This is a genomic window from Oleiagrimonas citrea, from assembly GCF_012395255.1.
GTDB classification, from domain to species: Bacteria; Pseudomonadota; Gammaproteobacteria; order Xanthomonadales; family Rhodanobacteraceae; genus Oleiagrimonas; species Oleiagrimonas citrea.
On record NZ_JAAZQD010000006.1, the window covers coordinates 162,985 to 178,525 of the forward strand.

At 63.7% G+C, this 15,541-nt stretch carries 15 protein-coding genes; 4 read left to right on the forward strand and 11 right to left on the reverse strand.

The window, feature by feature from the left end:
• Positions 1 to 2: 2 nt before the first annotated feature.
• On the reverse strand, positions 3 to 482 hold the full coding sequence (locus HF690_RS14295) for an Lrp/AsnC family transcriptional regulator (RefSeq protein WP_206098401.1): 480 nt from the start codon (positions 480 to 482) through the stop codon (positions 3 to 5).
• Between the two features lie 144 nt (positions 483 to 626).
• Between HF690_RS14295 and phhA the strand changes: the two genes are divergently transcribed.
• On the forward strand, positions 627 to 1,514 hold the full coding sequence (phhA, locus tag HF690_RS14300; protein ID WP_168609920.1) for a phenylalanine 4-monooxygenase: 888 nt from the start codon (positions 627 to 629) through the stop codon (positions 1,512 to 1,514).
• Positions 1,515 to 1,839: 325 nt separating this feature from the next.
• Here phhA and HF690_RS14305 read toward each other — a convergent pair whose 3' ends face one another.
• On the reverse strand, positions 1,840 to 2,415 hold the full coding sequence (locus tag HF690_RS14305; RefSeq protein WP_168609921.1) for a hypothetical protein: 576 nt from the start codon (positions 2,413 to 2,415) through the stop codon (positions 1,840 to 1,842).
• A 32-nt stretch (positions 2,416 to 2,447) separates the two neighbouring features.
• Positions 2,448 to 3,497 (reverse strand): RHS repeat-associated core domain-containing protein, encoded by a 1,050-nt coding sequence (locus tag HF690_RS14310; RefSeq protein ID WP_168609922.1) that lies wholly within the window; start codon positions 3,495 to 3,497, stop codon positions 2,448 to 2,450.
• A gap of 447 nt (positions 3,498 to 3,944) precedes the next feature.
• Between HF690_RS14310 and HF690_RS15170 the strand changes: the two genes are divergently transcribed.
• Positions 3,945 to 4,400 carry a GNAT family N-acetyltransferase gene (locus tag HF690_RS15170; RefSeq protein ID WP_168609923.1) on the forward strand — a complete coding sequence of 152 codons (456 nt, stop codon included), beginning with the start codon at positions 3,945 to 3,947 and terminating at the stop codon, positions 4,398 to 4,400.
• 34 nt (positions 4,401 to 4,434) lie between these two features.
• Here HF690_RS15170 and HF690_RS14320 read toward each other — a convergent pair whose 3' ends face one another.
• The 8 genes from HF690_RS14320 to HF690_RS14355 all read right to left on the reverse strand — a co-directional run bounded on the left by HF690_RS14320 (position 4,435) and on the right by HF690_RS14355 (position 13,631).
• A complete protein-coding gene (locus tag HF690_RS14320; protein ID WP_113065433.1) occupies positions 4,435 to 4,779 on the reverse strand; it encodes a TfoX/Sxy family protein in 345 nt (114 codons plus the stop codon).
• A 61-nt stretch (positions 4,780 to 4,840) separates the two neighbouring features.
• Positions 4,841 to 5,350, reverse strand: a complete 510-nt coding sequence (locus HF690_RS14325; RefSeq protein WP_168609924.1) for a hypothetical protein — start codon at positions 5,348 to 5,350, stop codon at positions 4,841 to 4,843.
• Between the two features lie 24 nt (positions 5,351 to 5,374).
• Complete coding sequence (locus HF690_RS14330) at positions 5,375 to 5,704, reverse strand: hypothetical protein (protein ID WP_168609925.1); 330 nt, start codon at positions 5,702 to 5,704, stop codon at positions 5,375 to 5,377.
• Between the two features lie 76 nt (positions 5,705 to 5,780).
• A complete protein-coding gene (locus HF690_RS14335) occupies positions 5,781 to 6,311 on the reverse strand; it encodes a DUF2127 domain-containing protein (RefSeq protein WP_113065430.1) in 531 nt (176 codons plus the stop codon).
• Between the two features lie 204 nt (positions 6,312 to 6,515).
• On the reverse strand, positions 6,516 to 9,578 hold the full coding sequence (locus HF690_RS14340) for an efflux RND transporter permease subunit (RefSeq protein WP_168609926.1): 3,063 nt from the start codon (positions 9,576 to 9,578) through the stop codon (positions 6,516 to 6,518).
• Positions 9,579 to 9,587: 9 nt separating this feature from the next.
• The gene (locus HF690_RS14345) at positions 9,588 to 10,751 is read right to left on the reverse strand and encodes an efflux RND transporter periplasmic adaptor subunit (RefSeq protein ID WP_168609927.1); all 1,164 of its coding nucleotides are present in this window, start codon (positions 10,749 to 10,751) and stop codon (positions 9,588 to 9,590) included.
• Positions 10,752 to 10,762: 11 nt separating this feature from the next.
• Positions 10,763 to 12,304 (reverse strand): efflux transporter outer membrane subunit, encoded by a 1,542-nt coding sequence (locus tag HF690_RS14350; protein ID WP_240151787.1) that lies wholly within the window; start codon positions 12,302 to 12,304, stop codon positions 10,763 to 10,765.
• A gap of 202 nt (positions 12,305 to 12,506) precedes the next feature.
• A complete protein-coding gene (locus HF690_RS14355) occupies positions 12,507 to 13,631 on the reverse strand; it encodes a hypothetical protein (protein ID WP_168609928.1) in 1,125 nt (374 codons plus the stop codon).
• Between the two features lie 116 nt (positions 13,632 to 13,747).
• Here HF690_RS14355 and HF690_RS14360 point away from each other — a divergent pair, with 116 nt between their 5' ends.
• Together HF690_RS14360 and HF690_RS14365 are read left to right on the forward strand one after the other, a co-directional pair.
• On the forward strand, positions 13,748 to 15,025 hold the full coding sequence (locus tag HF690_RS14360) for an acetyl-CoA C-acetyltransferase (RefSeq protein ID WP_168609929.1): 1,278 nt from the start codon (positions 13,748 to 13,750) through the stop codon (positions 15,023 to 15,025).
• 16 nt (positions 15,026 to 15,041) lie between these two features.
• Positions 15,042 to 15,536, forward strand: a complete 495-nt coding sequence (locus HF690_RS14365; RefSeq protein WP_113065425.1) for an energy transducer TonB — start codon at positions 15,042 to 15,044, stop codon at positions 15,534 to 15,536.
• Positions 15,537 to 15,541 lie beyond the last annotated feature (5 nt).

The window sequence follows — 15,541 nt, forward strand, 5'->3', positions numbered from 1 at the left end:
CGTCAGGCCGTGTGCGGAAGCTGCGTCAGCGGCAGCGATGCCGCGCGCTTGACCGTGCGCAGCACAAAGCTGGAATTGACGTCGGCCACGCCAGCGGTATTGAGCAGCTGGTCCAGCAGGAAGCGGGAAAAATGCTCCAGGTCGGCCACGTGGATGTGCAGCAGATAGTCCATGTCGCCGGTCAGCGCGTGGCAGGCGGCCACTTCGTCCCAGCCGTTGACCAGCTGCACGAAGCGCTCGATGGTCTCGCCGTCGTGCTGCTTCAGCTGCACGCGGACGAAGGCCTGCAGCCCCAGCCCGATCGCCTGCGGATCGACCTGCGCGGCGTAGCCGGCGATCACCCCCGCGGCTTCCAGCCGCTGCACCCGGCGCAGGCAGGCCGAGGCCGACAGGCTGACCTGCTCGGCCAGCTCGGCATTGGTGATGCGCCCCTCGCGCTGCAGCACTTCGAGGATGCGCCGATCTGTGCGGTCAATGGCCATGATTCGGCATAAAATCGTCAAAAAGGATGGTTTCTTGAAAGAATATTGCGCTTTTTCGGGCTTTCGGCGCAACTCGGCAACCATCTTGCGCGTGCATCTGTCTAAGCTGATAGGCGGCCTACACGTTTGATTCGGAGTCACGCCATGAACACCCCACGACGCGTTGAACACCAGCAGACCGACCGCGGCACCATCCCGGTCTACGCCACCGGCGTGGTGGAGCAGCCGTGGGACGACTACAGCAGCGTCGACCACCACGTCTGGGGCGAGCTGTTCGCGCGTCAGCGCGAGGTGCTGGCCGGTCGCGCCTGCCAGGAGTTCCTGGACAGCCAGAACGTGCTGCAGATGACGGCCGACGCGATTCCGAAGTTCAGCGAACTCAACCCGATCCTGCGCGAAGCCACCGGCTGGGAGCTGGTCGGCGTCGAGGGCCTGCTGCCCGAGTACACCTTCTTCGAGCATCTGGCCAACCGCCGTTTCCCGGTCACCTGGTGGATCCGCAAGCCCGAGCAGATCGACTACATCTCCGAGCCGGATCTGTTCCACGACCTGTTCGGCCACGTGCCGCTGCTGATGAACCCGGTCTTCGCCGACTACATGGAAGCCTACGGCCGTGGCGCGCTGAAGGCGCATGGCATCAGCGAGGAAGCACTGCTCAACCTCACGCGCCTGTACTGGTACACGGTCGAATTCGGCCTGATCCGCACCGACGCGGGCCTGCGCATCTACGGTGCCGGTATCGTCAGCTCCAAGGGCGAGTCGATCTACTGCCTGGAGTCGGATGCGCCCAACCGCATCGGCTTCGATCTGGAGCGCATCATGCGCGCGCAGTACCGCATCGATACTTACCAGCAGACTTACTTCGTCATCGACAGCTTCGAGCAGCTGTTCGACGCGACGCGGCCGGATTTCACGCGGATCTATGCGCGGTTGGCGAATCAGCCTTCGATTCGGGCGCGGGATGTTCTCGATTCCGATGATGTGATTCATCGGGGGACGCGCGAGGGGTTTGCGACGGATGAGGATGCCTGACGCGTTCTTTGCGTGATTCGCTCTTGTAGGTAAAGCGGTTCCGACCGGCTGCGCCGGCCGGGTTACTTCTATTGCTTGTCCAATAGAAGTAACCAAGACAAGGACACCCCGGCGTCCGCGCCTTCCGGCCCTGCGGGCCTCCAGGTTCGCTCCGGGCTCCGGGGGTTCGCCGACAGGTCATCCTGACCTGACGACGAACTGGCGCACATCCTTGTGCGCCACTCTGCGGGCCTGATCCTCCACCCTCCGCCGCTACCGAAGGGGAGGGCATCGCATATCAGGGCCAGACGTACAATCAGACTTCTAGCGTCTATCTTCCGTGCAATTAATATATGGCAGACTTGGAACGGTCCCATAAACCAAAAATCGGGTATAGGGCATGGAAGAAAAACTTGCTTAGTAGACCAACAAACGGTTTCCCTGATCTTATTTTTGCCGAAGAATAAAATCCAAGCCCCCACTTCGACCCCCTTAAAAAAGATGAAAAGTAGTGCGTCGATGCCCGCGCATAATCTTTTTTAAATGTTTCATAGGCAAAGCCCAGAAGAATTTTTGCCTTGATATTGCCATCCATGTCGATAGCTTCTTCACAAAGTCTTTTTATTTCTTCAAAATTTTCCGCGCGGTTCTCTTTATACAAAACTCTCGCGAAACCGAGTAAACCATTGCTCCCAAATCTGTGGGCTTCAACAATAAGGTGTCTATAATCTTTTTTAGCAAGCTCAAAATTTATACTTCCGTGCCAGCCGGCTTCATGGCCCCTGGCTCTCAAATATCTCGCAGCAAGGCCATCTGAAGACCGCGGATCTCTCCCTAGAATCTCGTCAATTACACCCTTAGAGGCTAAAAATCCGTTTTTTTTATACGCTTTATTAATATCTGAAAAATTACGCTTTTTCATTGATCGTGGCCAAGTTAAACGTGTTGGGGTCGTCAATAACTATAGTCATGTTCAACCTCGTTCCTTCGGTTCGTTGATTTGATATCGGGGGTGTATCTATCAATTTGAGGAACGTTTGGTAATGGGGGGGTGTCCGAAGGCTCTCGTGATTTCGGACTGGTGTCTTTATTAGAGTCATGTGATTTTGAGCTGTGCCATGAGGCGGAATCTTGGTCAGTATTGGAAAGGATCCATCCTAGAATCACAGAAGATTCTATCCCTATCTCCTTTGATGCAGCCTCTGCTGCCATTTCTATGTTTTCTTTACCCTCCTCCATTGCCGTTACAGCCTCGGCCCATGCGCTCTCGGGCTCAAGTTCGACAACATGATTAACCACGGAAGGGTTACTTGATAGGGTGGCAGCTAATAATGGTGCCATAAACCTTCTTCCGGTCGCAGCAATGGCTCCGGGTGCAGCATCCACAGCAATAATTGCAACCGGAAGGAGCATTAGTCCACCCGTCGCAACAGCAATGGGTTTTCCGATTTTGTCCCTTGGTGACATGGGGGGCATTCTCCCACCCATCATTTTCCATTCGGCGTGAAACGCTTTCCCGGTCTCTTGCCCATTGGGGTCAATGTTTATAACAGGGTTGTTGTTCGCATAAGAGAATCTATTGAAATCATAATAGTTGCCCGCGGATGCGTATTTTGGATCAACGCTCAAAAATCGCCCCAAAGTCGCATCGTAATATCGCGCCTTCATGTATATAAGTCCAGTGTCTGGATCGTTTACATGCCCTGTATATCCCGGCCCCATCTGTGCATCGCCGGTCTGCTGTTTCCCGTATGGGCGATAAGCTGCTTCATAAGTCGTATTTCCTTGACTGTCCATCTCGGCTACCACCGTGCCTTGAGCATTGGTGATGAAGTATGTCGTGTGCTGTGACGCCTGCGCAGGAATCGCCGATATAAAAATAATAACCAAAGTAGATAATGTGATGCGCATGCGTGCAGTGGATGCATTTGCAGCATCTATAGTGGAATGAAGTATGTTATTGAATGCTGATCCTAATCTAAAATAAATATAGTCAATAATCATTGTTATTCATGTACTCCTACATGTTAAGTGCTTAGGACCTACTGGAATGTAGCGTAGTCCGCGCTTCCCCCGCGGAAAAAAGATGAGGTCAGAGGCAATTAATTTGCGCCTTAATGCCCTAGCTTGCAACCTTATCCCCTTGGGTAGCGGCGGAGGGTGGGGGATTAGGCCCGCAGGGTGGCGCACAGGGATGTGCGCCAGTTCGTCGTCAGCACAGGATGTGCTGTCGGCGAACCCCCGGAACCCGGAGCGGACCCGCAGGAGCGTAGCTCCGGAGGGCGCGGACGCTGGGGTGTCCTTGTCTTGGTTACTTCTATTGGACAAGCAATAGAAGTGACTCGGCCGGCGTCAGCCGGACGAAACCGCTTTTGGGAAGATGAAGGCCTTTGTGCGGGGCGCACTGCACATACTAGGCTTGGATACTTCGCTCCCACACAAGCGCACCCCGTGACCGACCTCACCATCCGCCCCGCCACCCCCAACGACCTCGACCACCTGGTCGCCTGGAACGCGGCCATGGCCGCCGAAACCGAAGACAAGATCCTCGACCGCGAAGTACTCACGTCCGGCATGCGCGGCGTGCTGGACGAACCGCGCCGCGGCTTCTACCTGATTGCAGAACGGGACGGCGAGCCGGTCGGCAGTCTGCTGGTCACCTACGAATGGAGCGACTGGCGCAACGGCGACTTCTTCTGGATCCAGAGCGTCTACGTGGTCGAATCCGCACGCCGCAGCGGCGTGTTCCGCGCGCTGTATGCCGCTGTCGAGCAACGTGCGCGCGAGGCCGGCGCGGTGGGCATGCGCCTGTACGTCGAGCACGAGAATCACCGTGCGCAGAAGACCTACGAAGGCCTGGGCATGCAGCGCTGCGATTACCACATGTACGAAGTGGAGTTCGGCTGAGCCGGTACGCGCCCGCCATGCCGGGAACGGATGACTAGGACGTCTTGCGCGCGCGGGCCTTCTTCTTGCGAGGTTTTGGCGCCGGCAGTGCTTCGGCGGTGACGCGCAGCAAGCGCGCCAGGGTGTCGCGGTCGTCGAGGTACTCATCCAGCACGATGTGCGGCTTCGCGCCCGGATACGGTGCGTCTTCCTCGACGGCGTCGATCAGTTCGCGCGCCGCGTCCGTCGGCTTCAGGAACACGCGGTTGTCGCACACCAGCGCGACCACCTTGTCGTCCAGGTACAACGCGTACTCGCCGAACATCTTCCGGTAGCGCACGGCTTCGCCGAGGCCGGTCTGCTCGTGGACGTAGGCGATGAAATCGGCATCGGTGGCCATGCGTGTCTCCCGTGAGCGTGGCGTGTGGAAAGCAGTATAGGCGCGGTTGCGATCGAGGCGTTCAGGCCTGCCGCAGCCACTGCGTCATGTGCGGGTAGGCCGGCACGCCGGAAGAGGGGTTCGCGGCGCCGGCGTGGGTCAGGCCGATCTGCGCCAGTCCGAATGCACCGGGATGCACGCCCAGTGAGTAGGTGCGGATCAGTCCTTCCGAACGTCCGTGGTAGCCGCCCTCGTGGAAAAGTATGGACGGTTCCAGTCCCAGGTGACACAGCGCGGCCCAGGCCCAGGCGGTGGCCTCGATCTCCGAGGCGTGCGGAATGTCGGCGGGCAGTTCGATGTCGCCGCTGAGCTGCGCGCGCAAGGCGGGCGGCGCGACGGCCAGATGACCGGCTTCGTGCAGCAGGTCGCCGGGCCAGCGCAGCGCGGCGCGATCGAAGATCAGCCCGCCTTCGTGCACGCGCACGCCGGGCAGGAAGGCGTCGGCTGGCACCTCGCCCTCACGGGTGGCGATGCCAATCTGATTGAGAAAGGCGACGATGCGGTCGAGGGTGTCGATGGTCGGGCTGGGCATGTCCTTGCTGCCTTTGTCCTTGTGTCAGGTGCCGTCCTTGGGCGGCGATGCGCGGCGTCGACGCGCCCGCTGGGCGGTCTGCGCGCGCGCCATCAGTGCGAGGATCACGCCCCACAGAACATAGCCGGCCACGGTGGCGCTGACGTGCAGCGCGTGGGAGTGCGCCAGCGAAGCGAACAGACGCACTGGCATGCGCAGCAGGTAGGCCAGGTAGATGAATCCCGCGCCGATGCCGTGCGGCACGTTCGACGCGTGGCCGGATGCATGCAGCCAGTGGCCGATGGCATCGAGTCCCCAGGCCAGGACATAGACCAGCACGGCGCCGAGCAGGATGTTTCTCAGGAAGCGCAGCATGATGGACGAGACCTCTTCGTTGAAAACGTGGGCGTGGCGGGGAATCGGCCCATGCGATGGGCGGCATCGCGTCGGTTCACGATGCGAACTCGGCGCGGATGCGCGGTGAAATCAGGCGCAGGATGATCCAGATGAAGACGCCGCTGATCGCCAGTCCCTGGAGGATGGCGAACGCGTAGATGCCGGTCATGAAGGCATGCATGTCGGGCATGTTCGGCACGTCGGCGAACTGTGTCTGCATCGATGCCATTGCGAAATGCTGCAGCACCATGCCGGCCAGCTGCCATGCGATGCCGACGCCGAGCAGCCCGATGAACAGCAGACGTGCCCAGTTGCGGCGCTTGAGCAGGCCGATGGAGGCGATCAGGTTCATCACGGCGAGGATCAGCATGACGACCGCAATCAGCTGGAAATGCGACCAGATGGCCTGCATCACGGGCGAGGTGTGCGGCATGTCGTGCATGGCCTGATCGAAGGCCGGTCCTTTCATCAGGGTCGCGAACAGAATGTTCTGCAGTGTGCCGATGAGGGTGGCGAAGCCGGCGAGGATGATGAAGATCCACGCGACCACGGTCACGAAGGTCGAGCGTTTCGGCGGGTTATCCATGAGGCCTTCCTCCCCCCTGAGAAGACAGGCATCCAGTCTAGCGCCAGCGGCGGGCGGGTGGAAAAGTGCGTCGGGCGGCATCGTCCAGGCGGAGGCTGGGGGCCTGGTCCACAGTTCATCGCGATACGAAAGAAAAAGGGCGCGGATGACCGCGCCCTTTTCTATGCGACGTGTGGATCACGTCTTCCTGCAGTGGCGTCTGGATCAGGCTTCCGCCGTCAGCCGCTGCGGATCGCCGTCCTGCTTGTCGGCGTGGTGATCGGTCGACAGCAGCAGGTAGAAGGCCGGCACCACGAACAGCGTGAAGAGCGTGCCGATGGCCAGGCCGGTGGAGATCACCAGACCCATGTTGAAGCGACCCGCCGCGCCGGCGCCGGTGGCGATGACCAGCGGCAGCACGCCGAGCACCATGGCCGCGGTGGTCATCAGGATCGGGCGCAGACGCACCGAGGCGGCGTGGAGGATGGCGTCGCGTTTGGACATGCCCTCCAGTTGCGACTGGTTGGCGAACTCCACCATCAGGATGCCGTGCTTGCTGATCAGGCCCATCAGCGTCACCAGACCGACCTCGGTATAGATGTTGAGGCTGGCGAACAGGTTGACGAAGATCAGCGCGCCGAACAGCGCCAGTGGTACCGACACCAGGATCACGACCGGATCGCGCAGGCTGTTGAACTGCGCCGCCAGCGCCAGGAACACGATGATGACGGCGAAGAACAGCGTGCCCGCAAAGCCGCCCGATTCCTTCATGAACTGGCGTGACTGGCCGGAGTAGTCGACGTTGTAGCCGGTCGGCGCAACTTTTTTCACCAGGTCGCGCAGATAGGTCAGTGCCTCGCCCTGCGACATGCCGGACACGCCGGAGATCGTCGCCGAGTTGAGCTGCTGGAAGTGATTCAGCGAGCGCGGCACGACTTCGTTGGCGACCTTGGCCACCGTCGAGGCCTGGATCACCGAACCGTCCGGAGCACGAATGTAGTAGTCCAGAACCTGGTCCGGGTTGAGGCGGTCCACCTGCAGCACCTGCGGGATCACGCGATAGGAGCGGCCGGAGATCGAGAAGTAGTTGACGTAACCGCCGCCCAGCGCGGCACCCAGGGCCGCACCGACGTCCTGCTGGGTCAGGCCCAGCGAGGTGATCATGTCGCGATCGAGCTTGACCGTGCTTTGCGGCTTGTCGACCTTCAGGTCCGAGTCGATGAAGTAGAACTTGCCGCTGGCCTGCGCCTCGGAGAGCACCTTGCTGGCGACCTCGTTGAGGTTCTGGAACGGTTCGGTGGTGGTGATGACGACCTGGATCGGCAGGCCCTGGGCACCCGGCAGCGAGGGGAACTGGAACGCGGCGATCTTGACGCCGGCGATGTTGTTCCATTTCTGCTGCAAAACCTGCTGCAGTTCGTGCGCGTTGCGGTCGCGCTGGTCCCAGGGTTTGAACAGCACGCCGCCGATGCCCTGGTTGACCGTGGGCACACCGGTCAGCTGGAACATCTGGTCGTACTCGGGCAGCGTCTTGGCAGCCTCGAACATCTGGTGTGCGTAGACGTTCATCTGCTGCGCGGTGGCATTGGGCGCGCCGACGATCTGACCGGCGACGATGCCCTGGTCCTCTTCCGGCGCCAGCTGCGACTGCGCGGTCATGCCCAGTGCGACGGTCGCCAGCAGCAGCAGCGCCGCCATCACGATGACCACCGACTTGGTCGTCAGCACGTTGTCGAGCATGCGGCGATAGCCGTTCTGCACGCGCAAGAACTGTCGGTCGATGAATTGGACCAGACGGGCGTCGTTCTGACCGCTGCGGAAGAAGCGCGAGGTCATCATCGGCGACAGCGTCAGGGCGACCACGGCCGAGACCGTCACCGCGCCGGCCAGGGTGAAGGCGAACTCGGTGAACAGCGCGCCGGTCAGGCCCTGCTGGAAGCCGATGGGCACGTACACCGCGATCAGCACCACGGTCATCGCCAGGATCGGCCCGCCCAGCTCACGCGCGGCAAGAATCGCCGATTGCAGCGGTGTCTTGTGCTCCTCCTTCATGTGCCGGTCGACGTTCTCGACCACGATGATGGCGTCGTCGACCACCAGGCCGATGGCCAGCACCAGTGCCAGCAGCGTGAGCAGATTGATGGAGTATCCGAGCGCCAGCATCATGAAGAACGTGCCGACCAGCGACAACGGAATCGCGACCACCGGAATGATGACCGCGCGCAGGCTGCCCAGGAACAGGAAGATCACCACGGTGACGATGACCAGCGCCTCGATCAGCGTCTTCACGACCTCGTCGATGGAGCTGTTCACGAACTTGGTGCCGTCGTAGACGATCTCGCCGGTCAGGCCGTTCGGCAGCTGCTTCTGGATGTCCGGAAACAGGTCGCGCACGCGCTGGGCCACTTCGAGTACGTTGGCGTCGGGTGCCACCTTGATGCCGATGAACACCGAGCGCTTGCCGCTGAAGGCGACATTGAAGTTGTAGTTCTCCGAGCCGAGCTCGACCTTGGCGATGTCCTGCAGGCGTACGATAGAGCCGTTCTTCTGCTTGATCGCCAGGTGCTTGAACTCGTCCACGGTGTGCAGGTTGCTGTCCGTGGTCAGATCGACGGTGACGGCCTGGCCCTTGCTGGAGCCGACCGCGGCCAGGTAGTTGTTGGCGGCCAGCGCCTGCTGCACGTCACTGGCGGTGACGCCGTGGGCGGCCATCTTGGCCGGGTCCAGCCAGGCGCGCAGGGCGAACTTGCGCGCGCCGAGCAGTTCGGCGGTCTGCACGCCTTCGACGGCGTCGAGCTTGGGCTTGACCACACGCGACAGGTAGTCGGTGATCTTGTTGGTGGGCAGCACATCGCTGTAGAAGCCCATGTACATGGCGTCGACCGTCTGCCCGGTCTGCACGTTCAGCACCGGTTGCTGGGCCTGCGGCGGCAACTGGTTCTTGACCGAGTTCACCTGCGTGGTGATCTCGGTCAGCGCGCGGTTGGCGTCGTAGTTTAGGCGCAGCGTGGCGGTGATGGTGGACACGCCCTGGGTGCTGGACGAGGACAGGTAGTCGATGCCCTGCGCCTGCGAGATAGCCTGTTCCAGCGGTTGCGTGACGAAGCCCGCCATGGTCTGCGCGTCGGCGCCGTAGTAGGCGGTGGTGACGGTGACCGTGGCGTTCTCGGTTTTCGGGTACTGACGCACCGTGAGGCTGCTGACCGCCTTGATGCCGAGCACCAGGATCAGCAGGCTGACGACGATCGCCAGGACCGGCTTCTTGATGAAGACGTCGGTGAAATTCATGGCGTTCGCTCAGTGCTCCTGCGGCGTCGGATGCGGGCTGTCGGCGGGCTGCACATGGTTGTCGATCTTGATCGAGGCGCCGTTCTTGAGCTTGATCTGGCCGCTGGTGACAACCTCGGTCAGCGGCTTGAGGCCCTTCAGGATCGCGACCTGGTCGCCACGCGTTTCGCCGGTGGTGACGAAGGCCTGCTGCACGGTCGGCGGGTTCGGCTTGCCGTTCTCGTCCTTGCCCTTGCCCGGTTGAACCACGTAGACCGTGTCGCCGTACGGGTTGTAGACGATGGCGGCCTGCGGCAGCGTCAGACGCTCCTGCTTCTGGCCGACGTCGATGCGTACCTTGGCGAACATGCCCGGCGTCAGCGCCTTGTCGTGGTTGGGCACGGTGGCCTCGACCTTCACGTTGCGCGTGTCGGTGTCGACCTTGGGATTGATCGCGCTGAGCTTGGCGTCGAACACGCGGTCGCCGTGGGCGTCGACGTGCAGGTGCACGTCCTGGCCTACGCGCAGGCGGCCCAGTTCGCGCTGCGGCACGTTGAAATCCACGTACAGGGGATCGAGCTGCTGCACGGTGACCAGCGTGGTGCCGGCGTTGACGAAGTCGCCGGGGTTGGTGGTCATGATGCCGGCGCGACCGTTGAACGGTGCGCGTAGCTGCTTCTTGGCGACCACCACCTTCTGTTCCTGCACGGCGGCCTGGCGGGCCTTGTAGTCGGCCGAAGCGCTGTCGAACGCGGCCTTGCTGATGGCCTTGGCCGCCAACTGCTGGCGGGCGCGCTCGAACGTGATGCCGGCGAGCTTGGCATTGGCTTCGAGTTGATGCAGCTTGGCGACTTCATCACCGTCACGCAGTTGCAGCAGCACCTGACCCTTCTTCACGTCCTGACCGGAATGCAGGTTTACAGCGGTGACCAGGCCGGACACTTCCATCGCCAGATCCGCGCCGCGCACGGCGCGCAGGGTGCCGACCGCCTGCAGCGAGGGCTGCCAGGTCTTGTCCACGACCTTGGTCGTGCTGACGGTGATCGGGCCCGGCTTCGGCATGTTCTTGATCATGCGCATGACCAGCAGGGTCTTGATGCCGGCGATCACGGCGATCAATACCAGTACGCCCACGATCATCAGAATCATGCGCTTGGCGAGACTGGGCTTCTTCTTGTCGGCGCGCTTGGGCATGCGCGTGCTCCTCAATTGGCTACGGCCGGAGCGGCGGACGAAGCCGTCGCGGCGGGGGACATGGTGGAATCATCGCCGCGCCATCCGCCGCCGAGGGCGGTGTACAGCGCGGCCGTGTCGGAAAGGCGCGCGGCGCGCGCCTGGATCAGGTTGATACGGGCTTGCTGCAGGCTGCGTTCGGCATCCAGCAGATCCAGATAGCCGGTGGCGCCGAGGCGGTATTGCTCACGCGTCAGCGCCAGGCGCTGCGAAGCGGCCTGTTCGGCGGTCGCCTGCGCGGCCAGGGTCTGTGCGTCGTATTGCAGCGCCTGCAGGGCGTCGGCGACGTTCTGGAAAGCAACCAGCACCGTCTGCTGCCAGTCGGCGCGGGCCTTGTCCAGCCCGGCCTGCGCCGCACGCTTCTTGTGCAGCAGCTCACCGCCGTGGAACAGCGGCTGGGTCAGGTTCAGTCCCACCGACCATGCGCCGGTGCCGGCCGAGAACAGGTCGCCGGCGCTGAGCGTCTGCGAACCGGCGCTGCCGGACAGGGTGATCTGCGGCAGCATCGCCGCGGTGGCGACGCCGACCTGCGCCGAAGCCGCGTGCAGCTGCGCAGAGGCGGCCTGGATGTCCGGCCGCTGGTCGACCAGCTTCGAAGGCAGGCTGACCGGGATGTCCCGCGGCAGGCGCACGGCGTCCAGCGTCAACGGCGCCGCTTCCAGTTGCGCGGGCGGCACGCCGAGGTAGGTTGCAAGGCGGTTGCGCGTCGCGGCCAGTCGCGCGCGCAGCGGCGGCAGCGTGGCCTGGGTCGTGGCCAGCTGAGCACGCACCGCGAGCGTGTCGGACAGCGACTTGGCGCCGATCTTGCGCTGCTTCTCGGCGATGTCGAGCGAGTCGCGCTGCATCTTGACGATCTGCTCGGTGGCGCGGATCTGCTCGCGCAGCGAGGCTTCCAGCAGCGAGGCCGTGACGACATTGCCGGCCAGGGTCAGATACGTGGAATCCAGTTGTGCCCGCTGCACGTCGCTCAGGGCTTCCTGCGCCTCGATGCCGCGGCGCACGCCGCCGAACAGGTCCAGCGTGTAGCCCACGCTGACCGAGGCGTTGTACAGGGTGTACGGCCCCACGACGCGGCCCGCGCCCGATTGCGCGGCGGACAGTTTTTCCCGTGTCGCGCCGGCACCGGCATCCACCGCCGGCAGCCGCGCACCGCCGGCTGCGCGTGCGTTCTCCTGCGCCTGGCGCAGGGAAGCCTGGGCTGCGGCGATGCTGGGGCTGTGCGCGAGCGCCTGGTGCACGCGGCGATCCAGTTCCTGGTTGCCGAAGGCCGTCCACCAGCGCTGCGGGACGTCACGTCCACGAAGAAAGCGCTGTGCGTCGCCGTTGACGGCATCGGCGGACACGGTGGATGCCGGCAGGGCCGAAGGCGTGAAGCGATCGACGGCCGGTGCGTCCGGGCGGCGGTAGTTGGGGCCGACGGCGCACCCGGCGAGGGCCAGCCCCATCAGCATCACGAGCGCACGGCGGCGGAACGCAGGTGCAACGGCGTTGGAATGATCGGTAGACAAAGTCAAGGCAAAAACCTGAGGCAGCAGGGGCCGGCACGGCACAATACCATACCGTTCAGTTTAGATATATGCGTCGAGCACAATCAAGCATTCACGTTCGATACGCGGACGCTCCCCCTCTCGAATGCGCATCATACGCATTCGAGCACGGCATCGTGAATACACCGTTACGCCTGTGGCACGCGGTCGGTGTCGGTCGTGCTGAGGATCAGTGCAGTCGCTGAGCGGGTGGCGGAGCCAGCATGCGATCGGCGTCGAGGTGCACGCGTTCCAGTTCATGCGGTGCGGCGTCGGCGTCGAAGCGTGCGGCCAGCGCGGCAAGGTGGTCGTCGAGTCGGCCGCCGAGAAGGAGTGCGTTGGCGAGCACATGCATGCGTGCGCCGTCGGTCTGGGCGACGCTGACGGCGATGACACCGAGGCCCGGCGCGCGGTGCGTGTAGAGCGCCGGGGGCGGCAGGGCGGGATCGGCCGGCGCGTGGATGTCGAGGAACCGCGTCGATGCATCGTCGGCATTGCCGTCCAGTTGCATCGGCACGGCGTGCGCCTGCAGGACGGCGGCGAACTGGCGCAGTTCGAAGACCCATCCGGCCAGGGTGTGCACATTGTCGTCGGCATCCGATGCGCGTTCGCGCAGCTGCGTCAGTGGCGATGCGATCTGCACGGCGCCGTCGGCGTAGCGCATGGGCAGGCCGCGCGCGCTCACCGTGTCCTCGCGTGAAGCCGGACTCAGCAAGGCCGCTTCGAGCACGTTCCAGAGCGGGGCCAGGTTGGCGTGCTCGTACTGCACGCAGGTCAGCGCCATCAGGTCGTGGCGGCTGAGATAGCGTGCATGCTCGAGCTGCATGTCGAGCGTGCGCATGAGGAAATCGGCGGTGCGCGTACCGGCTTCGCCGCGGCCGATCAGTTCCACTTCCATGGCCTCGCCCAGTTCCTTGCCGATGGACTGCGGCGCCTGCAGTGTCCATGGGAGGTACAACATCGGGCTGCCGGCGAGCGCCGGGTCGGGCGTCAGCGGCTGAGCCGGCATGCGGCCGTCGCGTGCGCCGAAGGCGACGATGCCGCCGCGATCGCGCGGCAGGCGTGCGGCGAGCTCATCCAGGGTCGCGTAGGCGGGAAACTGCGGGCGCAGCAATTGCGCGGCGTCGAACAGCGCGCCGGCGACGGCCAGGCGCGTCTCGGTCAGGTCCGGCAGCAGACCGGCCAGGTCGGCGGCGATGAATCCCGCCAGCACCTCGATTTCATCGCGTTCGAGCAGGACGCGGGAAGGGTGGGTGCCGGGAGCGCATTCCAGCGCCAGCACGCCGGGGCAGCTGATCAGGTCGTCGTGGTCCACGCTGGACTCGCCTCGCAAAAGCGCAAGTGTACCGCGAGCGAATACAGTGACCGCGCAGGCTTCCGCCATGGGCACGCGCGCGTTACCTTAAGAGGCCCACAGGAGCGGGACAGATCATGCAAAAGCGTGTTGGCGTCATCGGTGGCGTTCGCATTCCCTTCTGCCGCAACAACACCGCGTATGCGGAGGTCGGCAATTTCGGCATGTCGGTGAAGGTGCTCGGCGCGCTGGTCGAGCGCTTCGGCCTGCACGGCGAGGAATTGGGCGAAGTGGCGATGGGCGCGGTGCTCAAGCACGCCTCGGACTGGAACATCGCGCGCGAGGCGGTGCTGAGTTCCGGTCTGGCGCCGACCACGCCCGGCATCACCACGGCACGCGCCTGCGGTACGTCGCTGGACAACGCCATCCTGATCGGCAACAAGATCGCCGCCGGCCAGATCGAGGCCGGCATTGCCGGCGGCAGCGACACCACCAGCGATGTGCCGGTGGCGCTGAACGATCGGCTGCGCAAGCGTCTGCTGCGCATCAACCGCGCGAAGACGCCGATGGACAAGATCAAGGCGGCGTTTCGCGGTTTCTCCTTCGGCGAATTCAAGCCGTCGTTCCCGGGCGTGGCCGAGCCGCGCACCGGCAAGTCGATGGGCGACCACTGCGAGCTGATGGCGCGCGAGTGGAACATCAGCCGCGAGGACCAGGACAAGCTGGCGCTGGAAAGCCATCGCAAACTGGCGGCGGCCTACGAGGCCGGTTTCTTCGACGATCTGCTGGTGCCGTTCCGCGGCCTGAAGCGCGACGGTTTCCTGCGTCCGGATTCCACCCTGGAGAAACTCGCCTCGCTGCGACCGGCCTTCGACCGCACGTCGGGCCACGGCACGCTGACCGCGGGCAATTCCACCGGCCTTTCCGATGGTGCTTCCGCCGTGCTGCTGGCCAGTGACGACTGGGCCGCCGCGCATGGGCACACGGTGCAGGCATACATGACCCACGCGCGCGTCGCGGCGGTCGATTTCGTGCACGGTGAGGGCTTGCTGATGGCGCCGACCATCGCGGTCCCGCGCATGCTCGCCGAGGCCGGCCTGACGCTGCAGGACTTCGATTTCTACGAGATCCACGAGGCCTTCGCCGCGCAGGTGCTGTGCACGCTGCGCGCGTGGGAGTCGGAAAGCTACTGCCGTGATCGCCTCGGTCTGGACAAGCCGCTGGGCTCGATCGACCCGGCCAAGCTCAACGTCCACGGGTCGTCGCTGGCGGTCGGCCATCCGTTCGCTGCCACCGGCTCGCGCATCGTCGCGACGCTCGCCAAGCTGCTCGAACAGAAGGGTTCGGGCCGCGGCCTGATCTCGATCTGCACGGCTGGCGGCATGGGCGTGACGGCCATCCTCGAGCGTCCCTGATCCGGGAGCGGATTCCATGCCGCGCCTTCGCATCATCCTTGCACTCAGTCTGCTGGTGCTGTTGCTCAGCATCGGCGCGACCGCGCTGCTCAGCAGCGTGCAGCGCTTGAGTGACGGTGTGACGCTGGACCCGGGCATGCGCGCGACGAAGCCGCTGCCGACCGTGCACAGGCGTCATCGATCGACGCGCGAGCGGGCTAAGCGCGATGCACGTGCCGATGCGGCCGTCGCGAGCGCACAGGCCATCGAGCCGAGACCCACGTACACGCCGTCGCCGCACTACCCCATCGCTGCGCTGCGCACGCATCGCGAGGGTCTGGTCCGCGTGCGCGTGATGTTGGATGCTCGGGGACATGTCACGCAGGCGCACGTGCAGCAGTCCAGCGGCGATGCCGGCCTGGATCAGGCCGCACTGGCGGCCGCACGGCGCTGGACCTTCGACATGCCGCCGCACGCGCGTCGCGAAGCGGTGCTGCCGATCCGCTTCCGCATCGATCCCGGCGTGCGCTGAACGGA